The 14,679-nt window shown below is 65.3% G+C and carries 16 protein-coding genes; 2 read left to right on the forward strand and 14 right to left on the reverse strand.

The features are described from left to right. Positions 1-8 precede the first annotated feature (8 nt). From J7359_RS01240 to J7359_RS01305, 14 genes are all read right to left on the reverse strand, one after another. A complete protein-coding gene (locus tag J7359_RS01240) occupies positions 9-443 on the reverse strand; it encodes a VOC family protein (RefSeq protein WP_209054981.1) in 435 nt (144 codons plus the stop codon). A 64-nt stretch (positions 444-507) separates the two neighbouring features. Continuing rightward, positions 508-1,629 carry a Hint domain-containing protein gene (locus J7359_RS01245; RefSeq protein WP_209054702.1) on the reverse strand — a complete coding sequence of 374 codons (1,122 nt, stop codon included), beginning with the start codon at positions 1,627-1,629 and terminating at the stop codon, positions 508-510. A gap of 93 nt (positions 1,630-1,722) precedes the next feature. Continuing rightward, positions 1,723-2,658, reverse strand: coding sequence for an EamA family transporter RarD (rarD, locus tag J7359_RS01250; protein WP_209054703.1), 936 nt, complete (start codon positions 2,656-2,658; stop codon positions 1,723-1,725). A gap of 45 nt (positions 2,659-2,703) precedes the next feature. After that, the gene (locus J7359_RS01255) at positions 2,704-3,873 is read right to left on the reverse strand and encodes a Hint domain-containing protein (RefSeq protein WP_209054704.1); all 1,170 of its coding nucleotides are present in this window, start codon (positions 3,871-3,873) and stop codon (positions 2,704-2,706) included. A gap of 126 nt (positions 3,874-3,999) precedes the next feature. Then, a complete protein-coding gene (locus J7359_RS01260; RefSeq protein WP_209054705.1) occupies positions 4,000-4,335 on the reverse strand; it encodes a DUF1491 family protein in 336 nt (111 codons plus the stop codon). An 8-nt stretch (positions 4,336-4,343) separates the two neighbouring features. Continuing rightward, positions 4,344-5,258, reverse strand: coding sequence for a GTPase Era (gene era / locus J7359_RS01265; RefSeq protein WP_209054706.1), 915 nt, complete (start codon positions 5,256-5,258; stop codon positions 4,344-4,346). Continuing rightward, positions 5,255-5,944, reverse strand: a complete 690-nt coding sequence (rnc, locus tag J7359_RS01270; RefSeq protein ID WP_209054707.1) for a ribonuclease III — start codon at positions 5,942-5,944, stop codon at positions 5,255-5,257. The genes era and rnc overlap by 4 nt, the downstream gene beginning before the upstream one ends. Beyond that, on the reverse strand, positions 5,941-6,735 hold the full coding sequence (gene lepB, locus J7359_RS01275) for a signal peptidase I (protein WP_209054708.1): 795 nt from the start codon (positions 6,733-6,735) through the stop codon (positions 5,941-5,943). The genes rnc and lepB overlap by 4 nt, the downstream gene beginning before the upstream one ends. A gap of 73 nt (positions 6,736-6,808) precedes the next feature. Continuing rightward, positions 6,809-7,222: a holo-ACP synthase gene (gene acpS / locus J7359_RS01280; RefSeq protein WP_209054709.1), complete on the reverse strand. Its 414-nt coding sequence runs from the start codon at positions 7,220-7,222 to the stop codon at positions 6,809-6,811. A gap of 58 nt (positions 7,223-7,280) precedes the next feature. Next, positions 7,281-7,745 (reverse strand): hypothetical protein, encoded by a 465-nt coding sequence (locus J7359_RS01285; protein ID WP_209054710.1) that lies wholly within the window; start codon positions 7,743-7,745, stop codon positions 7,281-7,283. Then, complete coding sequence (locus J7359_RS01290; protein WP_209054711.1) at positions 7,742-8,476, reverse strand: pyridoxine 5'-phosphate synthase; 735 nt, start codon at positions 8,474-8,476, stop codon at positions 7,742-7,744. Before J7359_RS01290 ends, J7359_RS01285 begins: the two co-directional genes overlap by 4 nt. A gap of 29 nt (positions 8,477-8,505) precedes the next feature. Continuing rightward, positions 8,506-9,339, reverse strand: coding sequence for a 4-(cytidine 5'-diphospho)-2-C-methyl-D-erythritol kinase (locus J7359_RS01295; protein WP_209054712.1), 834 nt, complete (start codon positions 9,337-9,339; stop codon positions 8,506-8,508). A 9-nt stretch (positions 9,340-9,348) separates the two neighbouring features. Continuing rightward, on the reverse strand, positions 9,349-11,214 hold the full coding sequence (locus tag J7359_RS01300; protein WP_247740099.1) for a tetratricopeptide repeat protein: 1,866 nt from the start codon (positions 11,212-11,214) through the stop codon (positions 9,349-9,351). A gap of 87 nt (positions 11,215-11,301) precedes the next feature. After that, complete coding sequence (locus J7359_RS01305; RefSeq protein WP_209054713.1) at positions 11,302-12,972, reverse strand: electron transfer flavoprotein-ubiquinone oxidoreductase; 1,671 nt, start codon at positions 12,970-12,972, stop codon at positions 11,302-11,304. Positions 12,973-13,214: 242 nt separating this feature from the next. Between J7359_RS01305 and greA the strand changes: the two genes are divergently transcribed. Both greA and J7359_RS01315 read left to right on the forward strand, forming a co-directional pair. Then, a complete protein-coding gene (greA, locus tag J7359_RS01310) occupies positions 13,215-13,685 on the forward strand; it encodes a transcription elongation factor GreA (protein WP_209054714.1) in 471 nt (156 codons plus the stop codon). A gap of 4 nt (positions 13,686-13,689) precedes the next feature. Beyond that, the gene (locus J7359_RS01315) at positions 13,690-14,661 is read left to right on the forward strand and encodes a hypothetical protein (protein WP_209054715.1); all 972 of its coding nucleotides are present in this window, start codon (positions 13,690-13,692) and stop codon (positions 14,659-14,661) included. Positions 14,662-14,679 lie beyond the last annotated feature (18 nt).

Raw genomic sequence — 14,679 nt, forward strand, 5'->3', positions numbered from 1 at the left:
GCGCAAGCTCAGTCTGGGTCCGGTAGCGTCAGCGACCCATCCACGGCCAGCGGCCAAAACGGATTGCAGGCGATTTCCCAGACATGCCCGTCAGGATCGGCGAAATAGCCCGAATACCCGCCCCAGAAGACCTTCTCGGGGCGTTTCAGGCAGGCGGCACCGGCGCGCAGCGCGGCGTCGAACACCGCGTCGGTTTCGGCCTCGTCAGCACAGTTCTGCGCCAGGGTGACGGCCCCGGTTCCCAGCCTGGCGCCGGATCGGCCCTGATCGGCAGCCAGGTCGCCACGGCCGAACAGGCCCAGAACAGTCCCGTTCATCTGGTAGAAGCTGATCCCCGGCTGCGACGCGGGATGCGCCTGCCAGCCCCAGCCGGCATAGAAATCGCGCGCCCGGTCCAGATCCCCGACGCCCAGTGTGATCAGCGTGACTCGTTGCCGCGGCAGTGCCATGCATGGTCCCCTTCGCCAAGACCTGTGCAGGCTGTCACGCCGCGGGGCTGCGGGCAAGTCAAGACACCAGAACGCGCCCATTCGCGGCGTGGCGTTCGGCAAGGCGGCGCCCTTTGCGGCCCTTGACCAAAGGACGCGCGGGTTCGGCCGGCGTCGCCTCGATTTCCGGGAACAGTTCAAGAATCTCGCGGCGCGCCTCGGCTCCGACCGATTTCATCGCCTGCGGCCCCGTGAACAGGGACTCCGTCATCGCGCCGTTCGAACAGACAAGCTGATGCGCGTCGAACATGAAATGCACATAGGTCACATCGGCCATGTCGTCGGCCGTGTCGATCCCGTCGATCTGCAACAGCTGCTTTGCGGCCACCAGCACCTCGGTCGTGCCGAACATGCGCTGCGCGATCGCCGACCGAATCAGGATGCGATGCTGGGGCGATACGACCAGATCCCGCGACGGCTGGTCCGGACCCAGCGCACCGCTGCTGATGCGAACGGGCCGCAGATGCGACGCCCTTGTCAGATCGATACGCGCAGAGCCAACCCAGCGTATCGATCGTGGGCCGCCGTCTGCCGTCGTCACAAGATCGCCGACCGCCAGAGCTTCGACCGGGACCGTGCCTTCGGGCGTCTCGATCAGCGTTCCGGCCGCAAAGCAGGCAAATTCGGGAACCTGCCGGTCGCGACTCAGATTGAAGGTCTGGTCCGACTCCGCGCTGGTCAACCTGACCGAACTGATCGCCTTGGCGGTCAGTGCCGGATTCTCGGCCGCAGCAGAGGATGGCGGCACAAGGTACATGTCGCCATTGGTCATCTGCGCGACTAGCACGACGGAATTCGAAGTCGTGCCATCGAAATAGTTCAGCGTCGCGTTGTAGCTGAACAGGCCATCGAAATTATAGTTTTCGGGCGTGCCGTCGCCATTCCTGTCCGCCTGAAAGAAGTCGAAGGCGCCGCCGGTGTTATTCGCGGTCAATGAGGTGGAAGGCGTCACATTGTCCTGCGTGGTAATGGTCGCCACTGAGTCGTATAACGGCTGTGTCAAACCGCCGCGATTTCCGCCGTTGCCATAGGTCCCCAGCACCGACGTCGCATTCCGGTTTTCGGCAAGGTTGTTACCTTCGGTGGTGTCGATATTCGTTGCGATCCGGCCCATATAAAGGGCGTCCCATGTCGTCGGCATGCATACTCCTGGAACCTTGGGTTGAATATTGATATTCAACTTCACTCATCAGTTGCATAAATTTGCAGACGCTGCAAAGGCCAGGGCCGGGATCTACTGCATTCGGCGGGTCGTCGCCGAGGCAGCGCGGCGTCTGGCGCCGGCCTCGCGGAACAACGAGAAACTGTAGATGGCCAACGCCGCCCAGATCATCGGGAAGGCGATCATCCGCGCCGTCCCGAAAGGCTCGTCGAACAGCATGACGGCGCACAGGAAAATCATCGTGGGGGTGATGTATTGCAGGATGCCGATGGTTGACAGCCGCAGCAGCTTGGCCCCGTTGGCGTAGAAAAGCAGCGGAATTGCCGTCACGGGACCGCATCCCAGAAGCAGCAGCATGTCCGTCGTGCTGCCGCCAAGGAAATCACCGTGACCCGCTGTCACCAGCCAGCCAAGATAGACCAGCGCCAGCGGGCACAGCAGCATCACTTCCAACGTGAAGCCCTGATTGGGGCCCAGGGGCAGGCTTTTCTTGAAATAGGCATAGAACCCCCAACTCAGCGTCAGGGTCACGGCTACGATCGGCAACCGGCCCGCCTGCACCGTCAGGATGACGACCGCTGTCAGCGCCAGCCCGATCGCCAGCAACTTGGCGCGGTTCAACCGCTCGCCCAACAGCAGGCCGCCAAGGGCGACGCTGAACAGCGGGTTGATGTAATAGCCAAGCGCGGCGTCCAGCGCGTGATCATGCGTGATCGCCCAGACATAGGTCAGCCAGTTGACCGAGATCAGCGCCGCCGTCAGCCCGGCCATCGCCAGCAACCGGGGTCGGCGCAGCGCCGCAAGAACAGCGTCCGCGCGACGCTGATACAGCAGCACGGCGGCTGCGATGGGCAGTGACCAGATCACCCTGTGGGCAATGATCTCGGCCGCCGGGATATGCGACAGCGCCTTCATGTAGATCGGCAGCAACCCCCACAGGCCATATGCCGCGACGGCAAAGGCCAGGCCACGCGGGGAATCGCCGGTCTGATCGGGCAGGCTGCTCATTCAGATTGCATATGCTGCAATTCATGGCAGCGCCAGCATGATTTGTCACGCCACCGGCGACAGAAGCGGCCTTGCGTTGCGCAGGTGGCGACGGGCAAGGTTTCGTCCCGCCCCTGCCTCGGCAAAGGGCCTGGCCGGTTCAAGAAGCACGGTCAGATCCGGGAACAACGTCAGCAACTCGGTCCGCGCGGCGGGATGCAGCGCGCGCAATGCCTGCGGCCCCGGAAACAGTGTCTCGGCCGGGGCGCCGTCTGCCAGCACGATCTCGTGCCGATCACAAGCGAAATGCCAGTAGTCCAGATCTTGCAGATCATCCTGCCGCGCAATGCCCGGCAGGCCGACAAGATGATGGGCGGCGATCAGCACCTCGTCGACATCGAACATCCTGCGCGCCACCGCGGACCGCACCAGGACACGGTGTTGCGGGGACAGCAGCAGGTCGCGACGCGGCAGACCCGCACCAAGCGCACCGGCCGCAATCCTGATCGGACGCAGCTTCGGAAAGGCCGACAGCATCCCCGATCCCACGTGGCGGCACGCTGTCCAGCGAACCGGCTGCGCGCCATGATCCCGCGTCAGAACCAGGTCGCCGACGCGCAGCGACTGGACCGGGCGTTCGCCGATGGGCGTGGCGATCCGCGTGTCGGCAGCGAAGCAGACCACCGCCCCATCGCGGTCCAACTGCGCCCGCGTCCCCGCCCCGCTGCTGAGAAAGCTGGCATTGCGGGTGAAGTCCGCAAGGTTCGGTGTCTGGCGCAGGCTATCGCCGTCGATCAGCGTCAGCGTGGTTCCCGGCGCGTACAGCCCTGCCGCGCCGGGGACATACCGCCCCTGCTGGATGTCCCAGCCCCGCGAGATGCTGATCCCGACGGGTTGGTTGTCGATGGCCAGCCATGTGGCGCGGAAATGCAGTCCGCTTGCCGGATCAACCAGGATCATCTCGAAATCGGCCTCGACATTGCTTCCCGGCGCATAGTCGATCCCGTTCAGTGTCACCGGCGAATCCAGCCGCGCGCCGTCATCGTCAGGAAACTCATCGCGACCGTCGGCGCGTGCCGTGGTCACTTGCGCGGTACCAAGACTGTCGAACGACGCGGTGCTGACATCGATCCTGCCGCCCGATCCGATCTCGCCTTCGGATTGTCCGCTGCGCCGGAACATGCCGTCGGGATCGTTCACCGAATCCCATTCGGTCACGGTAAAGGTGAATGCCATGCCAATCTCCGACCAAGCTGGCCGGCATCAGATGGAAAACTGCTTAACAATACGTTAATGTCGCGTGCGCGAAGACACGTTTTGTTGGGGCTGCGACCATCGGGCATACCCGATCTTGTGACCGCGCTAGGCCAAGCCTTCCTGGTCCAGCATTGTTCGCCCGTCGCGGCTTTCGATCTCGATGACCCACAGATCGGGGTCGAAGCCCCGCTGACGGCGGATTGCCGCGTCCACGTCGGGTTCGGGGCCGTCGGTGGTGATCCGCCACGGCCGCGCATCGGTTTCGAAATCCCACTCTCGCGCGTAAAGCTGGGCGGTGCCGTCCAGCCGCGCGCATTTGACCAGCACGGCCCCGGCGGTTTCGTCGCCATGCGCAAGCACATAGGCCGGGATGTTGGCCTGACCCAGACGCGCCAGATAAGCCGACACCCAGACCCCCGCCGCCAGCCGTGGCTCAGGCATCGCCGCCCCTAGTCGCCATCGCGGAAATCCAGACCGATCTCGCCATACCGCTCGGCCTCGTCCTGCCAGTTCTCGCGCAGCTTGACCTGCAGGAACAGATGCACGCGGCGGCCCATGAATTCCTCCAGTTCCGCGCGGGCAGCCTGACCGACAGCCTTGACCGTCTCGCCGCCCTTGCCCAGCACGATGCCCTTGTGACCCGCGCGCGAGACATAGATGATCTGATCGACCCGCGCGCTGCCGTCCTTGCGTTCCTCCCACGCCTCGGTCTCGACCGTCAGCTGATAGGGGATTTCCTCATGCAGGCGCAGGGTCAGCTTTTCGCGGGTGATCTCGGCCGCGATCATCCGCATCGGCAGATCCGCGATCTGGTCTTCCGGATACAGCCACGGCCCCGCAGGCAAGGTTTCGGCCAGCCAGTCCCGCAGATCGTCGCAGCCATATCCCTTTTCGGCCGAGATCATGAAGGTCCGTTCGAACGGGTAGGCTTCGTTCAGCTTCTGCGACAGGGCAAGCAGCGCCTCGGATTTCACCCGGTCGATCTTGTTGATGATCAGTGCGACCGGGGTCTTGCGGTCCAGCGCGGCCAACTGGTCGATGATCGCCTGCGCGCCGTCGGTCAGGCCGCGATGCGCCTCGATCAGCAACAGGATGATGTCGGCGTCGGACGCCCCGCCCCAGGCCGCCGCGACCATGCTGCGATCCAGCCGGCGGCGCGGGCGGAAGATGCCGGGCGTGTCCACGAACACGATCTGGCTGTCACCCGCAATGGCGATGCCGCGGATCCGGGCGCGGGTGGTCTGGACCTTGTGGGTCACGATGCTGACCTTGGCGCCGACCATGCGGTTCAGCAATGTCGATTTGCCGGCATTGGGTTCGCCGATCAGGGCGACAAAGCCCGCACGAGTGGTCTTGTCGGTCATTTGCGGCCCTCCAGCCGGTCCAGCAGCGCCTGCGCGGCCGCCTGTTCGATGCTGCGCTTCGTCCCGGCGCCGCTGGCATGTGCCTCGCGTCCGTCGGCCAGCCGCGCGGTGATGTGAAAGACGGGCGCATGATCGGGGCCGCTGCGGTCCGTCTGGTCATAGGTGGGCGGCGGCATGCCATTGGCCTGCGCCCATTCCTGCAAAGCGGTCTTGGCGTCGCGCGGATCGTCGTCAAGGCTGTCCAGCCGGTCCCGCCACAGGCGCAGGATCATGTCGCGCGCGGTGTCGAATCCGGCATCCAGATAGACGGCAGCGATCACAGCCTCCATCGCGTCGGCCAGCAATGCCTCTTTGCGCCGTCCGCCCGACAGCATCTCGGATCGGCCCAGCTTCAGCACATCGCCCAGGCCGATTTCCCGGGCCATGCCCGCGCAGGTCTCGCCCTTCACCAGCGCGTTGTATCGCGGTGCAAGCTGCCCCTCGCTGGCCTTCAGGTCGGCGCGAAACAGCGCCTCGGCCATCACCAGGCCCAGCACCCGGTCGCCCAGGAATTCCAGCCGCTGGTTGTCCGGCCGCGTCGCCGAGGCGATCGAGCCGTGGGTCAGCGCGCGCACCAGCAGTTCGGGCCGCGTGAAGTCATGCCCAAGCCGGCCCATGAAGGCCCGGATATCGGCCGAAGGCGTCACTCGACCGCCTTGAAGAAACGATCCGCCCGCCAGGTCCAGAAATACAGCAGCGACCGCCCGGCCGAGCTGAACATGATCCGGTCGGCGCGTCCGATCAGATAGTCCGCAGGCACGAAGCCCAGACCACCGACCTGCTGCGGGAAACGCGAATCTTCGGAATTGTCGCGATTGTCGCCCATGAAGAAATACTGACCTTCGGGCACGGTGAAGGTCGGCGTGTCGTCGGCCACCCAGCCATCGACGATGTTCAGCACGTCATGGCTGACACCGTTCGGCAGGATTTCGGTGAAACGCGGCTTGATGCATTCGCCGCCTTCGGACACCGGATCGTTCGCACAGCGCGGGATCAGGCCCTGCGGACCCTGCTGTTCCTTGATCTCGACGAAATCGCCGGCCGCGTCGGTCTGAACCTCTTCGCCGTTCAGCCACAGCCGGCCGCCGCGCATCTGAACCGTGTCGCCGGGCAGGCCGATGACGCGCTTGATGAAATCGACCCCGCGGGTGGGATGGCGGAACACGACGACATCGCCACGCTCGGGGTCGCTGCCAAGGATCCGGCCGCTGATCGGGCACAGCGCGAAGGGGCAGGAATACTGGGAATAACCATAGGCCATCTTGTTGACGAACAGGAAATCGCCGATCAGCAGCGTGTCCTTCATCGACCCTGACGGGATCCAGAACGGCTGAAAGAACAGGGTGCGAAAGATGCCCGCGATGACCAGCGCCCAGAAGATCGTCTTGACCGTCTCCCAGATGCCTTCCTTTTTCTTGCCTGCCGTGCTGTCGGCCATGTTCTTGTCCTTTGGCTGCGTGGCACGAAAGGCCGCGTTCGAGGGGCTTCATGGTCCCGCACGGGGGTCAGAGTCAAGCAGGCCGGGCTTGCAGGGGCAGCGCCTCGATCACCACGAAGGCCTGTGCCCAGGGATGATCGTCGGTCAGGGTCACATGCACGATGGCGTCGTGCCCGGATGGCGTCATTGCGGCCAGCCGTTCGGCTGCCCATCCGCTGAGTTCCATCACAGGCTGTCCGGTCGAAAGATTGCTCACCGCCATGTCCCGCCACGCGATGCCCATCGCCAGACCGGTTCCCAACGCCTTGGAACAGGCCTCTTTCGCGGCCCATCGTTTGGCCAGCGTGCCGGCCTCGTCCTTCCGGCGCGCGGCCTTGGCCAGTTCCGTGTCGGTGAAGACGCGGTGGCGAAAGCGGTCTCCGAACCGGTTCAGCGTGTTCTGGATCCGGTCGATATTCGCAAGGTCAGTGCCGATGCCAAGGATCATGCGTCAGATTGCCCCGACAGGATCACGGGGATTTGGGCAAAGAAGAAGCCGCGCAAGATCACTTGAACCCCTGCGTGACGATGTCGCCTGTCTGCTGATTTATGGTGACTGAAAGCTGAAACCAGCCTTCGTCACCGTCGAAGTCGCCGTTGACGGGATAGTGGCGGGCAGGCAGCGTGATGGTCAGGCCGCGCGCGGGATCATAGCTGGCCTGATGGGCGGCGAAGTCCATGTCGTAGAAGCCAAGACCGTTATCCAGCCCCACCACGCGACACTGACGCAGACCCAGCTCGTTCCGCGGCGGGCTGATCACCAGCAGCTTGAGGGCGCCGCCCGCTGGTTCGACCATGTCCAGCATCGCGAGGCGAACCTGATCGTCGGCATAGGTGGCGGTGTTGTCCTCCCACGGCTCGGCGATGGTATCGGCGCGGGTCGCATCGCCGCAGGGGGTGACAGTTGCCGCACTGTCCTGGGCGAATGCAGGTGCGGCCATCAGGGCAAGGGCAAGGGCGATGCGGGTCATTGGCGGGCCTCGTTCATCCGGCGGCGCATTTCCCCGATCGCCTCGCCAAGGCCGGTAAAGACCGACTCGGCAATCAGGAAATGCCCGATATTCAGTTCCTTGACCTGGGGCAGCGCGGCGATGGGGCCGACCGTATCGAAGGTCAGTCCGTGACCTGCATGCACCTCGAGTCCAAGATCGTCTGCCAACCGTGCGCCCTCGGCAAGTCCGGCCAGTTCGGCGTCCCGTTCGTCGAAACGACCTTCGGTGTCCAGATCGCAATAGGCACCGGTATGCAGTTCCACCACGGCTGCGCCGATCCGGGCCGATGCCTCGATCTGGCGCGCCTCGTGGCCGATGAACAGCGACACCCGGCACCCCGCTTCACGCAGCGGTGCGATGAAATCGCCCAGGAAGTTCTCGTTGCCGGCCACGTCCAGCCCGCCCTCGGTGGTGCGTTCCTCGCGCTTTTCCGGCACCAGGCAGACCGCATGCGGGCGGTGACGCAGGGCGATGCGCTGCATCTCGGGTGTGGCGGCCATTTCCAGGTTCAGCGGCAGCGTCAGATGTTCCATCAGCGCGTCGATATCGGCGTCGCTGATATGGCGTCGATCCTCGCGCAGATGCGCGGTGATGCCATCCGCGCCCGCCTCTTGGGCGATGCGCGCGGCGCGCAGCGGATCGGGCCATGGCGTGCCGCGGGCATTCCGGATGGTGGCGACGTGGTCGATATTGACGCCAAGGCGCAGCATGGGGGTCCTCCGCTGGTTTTGCGGGTAGTCTAGCGGCGCGGGCGCGGGGGTGCCAGTTCCGAAGCCACCGCCCACCAGCCATGCTGTTTCAACATCCGTGCGGCATCGCGGGCCTTTGCCGCGCTGGCGTAAAGCCCGAAACAGGTCGCGCCCGACCCCGACATGCGCGCAAACCCGGCACCGCTGGCATGAAGCGCGTCGATGACCTGGCCGATCACGGGGGCGACCGTTTGCGCGGCAGCTTGCAGGTCGTTGCGGGTCTGGGCGAGCCAACCGATCAGATCGTCTGCATTCCTGAAGGCGGGGATGGGCGGCAGGGGCGGATTGTCGCGGGATTGCAGCGCTGCAAAGACCTGCGGTGTCGAAACGCCCACGCCCGGGTTGACCAGCACCAGCGGCACGGGCGGCAAACCCGGCAACTCCGTCACGATCTCGCCCGTGCCCTGCATCCGGGCGGGGCGCGACAACAAGCAGACCGGCACATCGGCCCCCAGCCTTTCTGCCGCCCCGGGCAGCGCGAGGCCCAGCTGAGCAAGGCCGCGCAGCACCGCCGCCGCATCCGCCGAACCACCGCCGATGCCCGAGGCAACGGGAAGGTTCTTGGTCAGCGCGATCGCGGCATCCGCCCCGACCAGACGCGCGGCGCGCAGACACAGATTGTCCTCACCCACGTCCAGGCCCGTAGCGAAGGGACCATCGATCCGCAGGGACAACGGTCCCGGCGACAAACGCACCTTGTCGCCGATCCCGGCAAATGCCACCAGAGAATCCAGAAGGTGATAACCGTCAGCGCGCCGGCCCACCACATGCAGCGCAAGGTTCAGCTTGGCCGGCGCGCTTTCGACCACATGAACGGTGGACATGGCGCCGGATCAATCCCGGGGCGTGCCCGCGGCCTCGGCCTGCGGCTGTGGAACGGTGGGGGATTCGCCCCGCGCCTCTTCATCGGCCAGCACCGCATCAAGCCCCTGATCCAGCTTGGCGCGGATCCGGTCCGGGTCGACGTCGTCGTTTTCCGAAGGGTCCAGCGACAGCGCCCGCTTCCACTGGATTTCGGCCTCGCGCTTGCGCCCGACCATCCAGTAAATGTCGCCCAGATGGTCGTTGACCAGCGGATCGGAGGCCATTGTGCCGATCGCCTGTTCCATTGGCGCGACAGCTTCCTGATAGCGGCCAAGCCGGAAATACGCCCAGGCGAGCGAATCGAGGATGTAGCCATCGCCCGGCGACAATTCGACGGCCTTCTGGATCATCGTCAGCGCTCGGTCCAGATTCACGTTCCGATCGATCCAGCTGTATCCCAGATAGTTCAGCAGGCTGGCCTGGTCCGGATTGATCTCGATGGCGGCCAGAAGATCCTGTTCGGCGCGGTCGAACTGGCCCGACCGCTCCAACGCGATGCCGCGCGCATAAAGCGGGAACCAGCGCGCCTGTTCGGGCGCATCGGACAGCAGCGTCAGCGCCTTGTCATATGCGGGAACAGCCTGCGCGAATTTTTCCTGCTGGCGCAGCAGATCGCCCAATGCGATCCAGGCCTGCGGCAGGTCGGGATAGGCGGCGGTCAGCGACAACGCGGCCTTTTCCGCCTCGTCACGGCGGTCGGCACGCGACAGCGCGTCGATGCGGCTCAGCTCGGCCACTGGGCGCATCTGGCCCATCCGGCGCAGCGCGTCGAATTCGGGTTCGGCCAGATCGAACTGATGCCGGTCCTGCAGCAATTGCGCCACCATCAGCCGTGCCTCGCCGGTGTCGGGCGAAAGCCATGCCGCAAGCCTTGCATGGATCAGCGACAACGGTTCGGGATCAGGGCTGGACCCCAGCGCCGAGGCGAAGGTCAAATAGACCTGCGCGATGCCGTCGGCGGGGGTCTTGACCACGTCGAAAGCCACGGGCTCGCCCGATGCCAGCCTGTCGCGCAGCGCCTGCAACTGCGGCTCGGCCTCGATGCCCTGCACACCGTCCAGCATCGCCACCGCCTCGTCGCGGCGTTCAAGCTGCGCCAGCACCTCGGCCCGGGCCGTGAACCCCAGCATATGCGCGCCGGTCGCTTCGTCGGACAGCAGGGCGTCCGCGCCCTCGTAATCGCCGACCATCGCGCGGGCCAGCGCAAGATGATAGTTCACCAACGGCGCGACATCCGGGTTCTTGGCCAGCGTCTCGAAGGCGGACAGCGCATCGGATGCACGACCGGCCCCCATCAGCGCCCAGGCATTCACGATCCGATCCAGCAGGTCATCGCGGCGCAGCTCTTCGGCATCATCGGCGGATTGCTGATCCAGCAGCGACTGCCAGTTGCCCTGATGCACCAGTTCGGCCTTGCGGATCAGCGCCGACAACTCAGTCGCGCGACCATCGCTTTCCATGTCTGACGACAGGCTTACGGCGCGGCCGATATCGCCGGCCGAGACCAGCGCAACCAGGGCGCTGTCCAGCAGATACCGGTCTTCGGGATCATGTGCCACCGCCTGCGCGAAATAGCGTGCGGCAGCGCGGAAATCACTTTCGACCGCCGCCATGCGCGCGGCCAGATAGGGACCCGCAAGACCAAAGGTCAGCGGCGCGGGCGCATCATCCTGCTGGGTTTCTGCCCCTGCCGCGGCAGTGTCGCTTTGACCCACCTCCTGCGCCTGCGCGGGCCGTGGCTCGGGCCGGGGCTGCGCTTGCAGCACGCCGACGGGCACAGCCAGGGAAGCAAGTAGCGCCAGCGCGGTGGCCGATCTGGGGCGGGTCAGTTTCAAGGCATGGTCCCGGTATTCACATTTGCGTTGGACACAACCTAACGGCGCGAAAGGGCCGTCGCAACGGCCCCTTCCATCGCAAAGCGATCACATATTCGGGTAGTTCGGCCCATCCCCGCCCTGCGGCGTCGTCCAGTTGATGTTCTGGCTGGGATCCTTGATGTCGCAGGTCTTGCAGTGAACACAGTTCTGGAAGTTGATCTGGAATCGCGGCCCGTCGCTGTCCTCGACCACCTCATAGACGCCTGCCGGGCAATACCGCTGCGCCGGCTCGGCGTATTCCGGCAGGTTCACCTGGATCGGAACGGACGCGTCTTTCAGCCGCAGATGACAGGGCTGGCTTTCCTCGTGGTTGGTAAAGCTGAACGCGACATTGGTCAGCCGGTCGAAGGACAGCTTGCCATCGGGTTTCGGATAGTCGATCGGCGCATGGTCCGCCGCATTGCCGGTCGCCTGCGCGTCGGTCTTGCCGTGCTTCCAGGTTCCCAGCGGGTTCCAGCCGGTCAGGTTCGCGATCCACATGTCGAGGCCACCCAGCGCAAGCGAAGGCCAAAGCCCCAGCTTCGACCAGATCGGCTTGACGTTGCGGACACGCTTCAAATCCTTCGCGATCTCGCCGCCGCGCACGGCGGCGTCATAGGCCTCCAGCCGGTCGCCTTCGCGGCCCTCGGCCAGCGCGGCGGCGGCGGCCTCGGCGGCCTCGATGCCGGAAATCATCGCGTTGTGGTTGCCCTTGATGCGCGGCACATTGACCAGGCCCGCCGAACATCCCAGCAGCACGCCGCCCGCAAAGGACAGTTCCGGGATCGATTGCCAGCCGCCTTCGCTGATGGCGCGGGCACCATAGGCCACGCGCTTGCCGCCCTCCAGCAGATCGGCCACCACCGGATGATGCTTGAAGCGCTGGAACTCGGCATAAGGATACAGATGCGGGTTGGCATAGTTCAGGTGAACCACAAAGCCGACCAGCACCTGATTGTCCTCGAAATGATAGATGAAGCTGCCGCCGCCCGCGTTCTTGCCAAGCGGCCAGCCCATCGTGTGCACGACACGGCCCTTCTGGAACTTCTCGGGCGAGACCTCCCAGATCTCCTTCATGCCAAGCCCGTATTTCTGCGGCTCATGGCCTTCGGAAAGTCCCAGCTTGCCGATGATTTCCTTGGCAAGGCTGCCGCGCACGCCCTCGGCGATGAAGACATACTTGCCGTGCAGTTCCATGCCGGGTTCGTACATGCTGCCGGGTGTGCCGTCGGGGTTCAGCCCCATCTCGCCCGCCACGACCCCTTTCACCCGGTCGCTGCCGTCGTCGGCCTTGGCCCAGACGATCTGGCTGGCGGCCATGCCGGGGAAGATCTCGACGCCCAGTTCCTCGGCCTGTTCGGCCAGCCAGCGGCAGACATTGCCCATGCTGACGATGTAGTTGCCGTGATTGTTCATCAGCGGCGGCATCGGCCAGTTCGGCACGCGAACCTGCCCGGCCTCGCCCAGAATGTAGAAATTGTCGTCGGTGACCTGCGTGTTCAGGGGCGCGCCCTTGTCCTGCCAGTCCGGGACCAGCCGGTTCAGGCCCGACGGATCCAGCACCGCGCCCGACAGGATATGGGCACCGATCTCGGACCCTTTCTCCAGCACCACGACCTGGATTTCCGGGTCAATCTGTTTCAGCCGGATCGCCGCAGACAGGCCCGCAGGCCCGCCACCCACGATCACGACATCATATTCCATCGACTCGCGTTCGACCGTGGCCTCGTCCGTCATGGCTGGCGCTCTCCCTCTGCTTGCTGGTCCTAGCTGTATCGGCTGGTGTAAAGCGGGGCAATCGTCACGCCACGACATATCAGGCCGAAAACCGCCATCTGCGCCGATGCCGGGCTTGCATTGGCCCCGAAATTGGGTTCACGATACTTCGCACGAGCTTTCGCGCCCCTGCCATTGTCGAATGGCGGGGGCGTTCGATTAGCGTCAGGACGGCAACCGCACCCCGAAAGGACAGGGCAGCGATGGACAAGATACCGATGACCCGCCGCGGCTTTCAGTCGCTGGAAAAAGAGCTGACCGAGCTGAAATCGAAAGAGCGGCCCGCCATCATTCGCCAGATCGCCGAGGCACGCGAACATGGCGACCTGTCCGAGAACGCCGAATATCATGCGGCCCGCGAAAAGCAGGGCTTCATCGAAGGGCGGATCAAGGAACTGGAATCGATCCTGTCGCGCAGCGAGGTCATCGACCCCGCCAAACTGTCCGGGTCGATCAAGTTCGGCGCGACCGTCCAGCTGATCGACGAGGACACCGAGGAAAAGCGCATCTATCAGATCGTCGGCGAAGCCGAGGCAGATATCGAACGCGGGTTGCTGAACATGCGCTCGCCGCTGGCCCGGGCGCTGATCGGCAAGGACGAAGGCGACAGCGTCGAGGTGAACACCCCCGGCGGCCAGCGCAGCTACGAGATCATCACGATCCGCTACGAGTAGTGTCATGTCGCTGACCGGCCGCATCGCTTCGCTTGCACAGCGTGACGCCCTGACCACCGTCGGACTGGGGCTCAGCCTTGGCTGGCTGCTGTTGGTGGGACTGTTCTGGCTGCTGGTTCCCGGCGGCGCCGATGGGACGGGTGGTGTCGCTCGGCTGGCGGCGATCGCCGGGGTCCTGTTGCCGCTGGCGCTGATCTGGCTGGCGGTCGGTCTGGCGCGATCCATCGCCGCGCTGCGGGCCGAGGCGGATGAGTTGCGCGGGCACCTGACGCAGCTGCGCGAATACGCGGCAACGCGCGGGGCGCCGCCCGCCACCGGCGACACGCGCCACCGGGCCGAGCGCGACCCGGAGGCCGCGCCGTCCACATCCGCGGCACAGCCGTCCCCTGCTGCACCGCCCGCGCGGCAGCAGCCTGCCGCAAGGACCGCCACACCCGCCGGGACACGGGCCACCCCCGCAGATCAGCGACAGGCCGCGATGCGCTTTGATTCGCCCGAACCTGTGAACATCCCACCCGAGACGCTGATCCGCGCGTTGAACTTTCCCGACGGTGCCGACGACACGGCGACCATCGCGGCAATGCGTGAGGCGCTGAAGGATCACGAGAATTCGCGCGTGTTGCGCGCCGCGCATGACGTGGTCACGCTGCTGGCCGATCAGCAGGTCTACATGGATGATCTGCGGCCGGATCCCGCCGGACCGGATGTCTGGCGGCGCTTTGCCGAGGGTGCGCGCGGCAGCGCGGTCGCGGCGCTTGGCGGCATCCATGACGAGGCCGCGGTCGAGGTCGCCTCGGCGCTGCTGCGCGGGGACGAGATCTTCCGCGACGCCGCCCATCATTTCCTGCGCCATTTCGATATCCTGCTGACCCGCCTGCTGCCGCAGCTGGACGATGCCGAAATCGAGGTGCTGGCGGAAAGCCGTTCGGCACGCGCTTTCATGCTGGTCGGACGTGTCGCCGGCATCTTCGGCTGATACCCGACCGGCGCCTGC

This window comes from Paracoccus sp. R12_2, assembly GCF_017744015.1.
In the GTDB taxonomy this organism is placed as follows: Bacteria; Pseudomonadota; Alphaproteobacteria; order Rhodobacterales; family Rhodobacteraceae; genus Paracoccus.

Bases quoted from the DNA above. Each gene is read 5' to 3' on its own strand.
- J7359_RS01245 (WP_209054702.1), bottom strand. From the start codon at position 1,629: ATGCCGACGACATGGGACGCCCTTTATATGGGCCGGATCGCAACGAAT.
- rarD (WP_209054703.1), bottom strand. From the start codon at position 2,658: ATGAGCAGCCTGCCCGATCAGACCGGCGATTCCCCGCGTGGCCTGGCC.
- J7359_RS01255 (WP_209054704.1), bottom strand. From the start codon at position 3,873: ATGGCATTCACCTTTACCGTGACCGAATGGGATTCGGTGAACGATCCC.
- J7359_RS01260 (WP_209054705.1), bottom strand. From the start codon at position 4,335: ATGCCTGAGCCACGGCTGGCGGCGGGGGTCTGGGTGTCGGCTTATCTG.
- era (WP_209054706.1), bottom strand. From the start codon at position 5,258: ATGACCGACAAGACCACTCGTGCGGGCTTTGTCGCCCTGATCGGCGAA.
- lepB (WP_209054708.1), bottom strand. From the start codon at position 6,735: ATGGCCGACAGCACGGCAGGCAAGAAAAAGGAAGGCATCTGGGAGACG.
- acpS (WP_209054709.1), bottom strand. From the start codon at position 7,222: ATGATCCTTGGCATCGGCACTGACCTTGCGAATATCGACCGGATCCAG.
- J7359_RS01285 (WP_209054710.1), bottom strand. From the start codon at position 7,745: ATGACCCGCATCGCCCTTGCCCTTGCCCTGATGGCCGCACCTGCATTC.
- J7359_RS01290 (WP_209054711.1), bottom strand. From the start codon at position 8,476: ATGCTGCGCCTTGGCGTCAATATCGACCACGTCGCCACCATCCGGAAT.
- J7359_RS01295 (WP_209054712.1), bottom strand. From the start codon at position 9,339: ATGTCCACCGTTCATGTGGTCGAAAGCGCGCCGGCCAAGCTGAACCTT.
- J7359_RS01305 (WP_209054713.1), bottom strand. From the start codon at position 12,972: ATGACGGACGAGGCCACGGTCGAACGCGAGTCGATGGAATATGATGTC.
- greA (WP_209054714.1), top strand. From the start codon at position 13,215: ATGGACAAGATACCGATGACCCGCCGCGGCTTTCAGTCGCTGGAAAAA.
- J7359_RS01315 (WP_209054715.1), top strand. From the start codon at position 13,690: ATGTCGCTGACCGGCCGCATCGCTTCGCTTGCACAGCGTGACGCCCTG.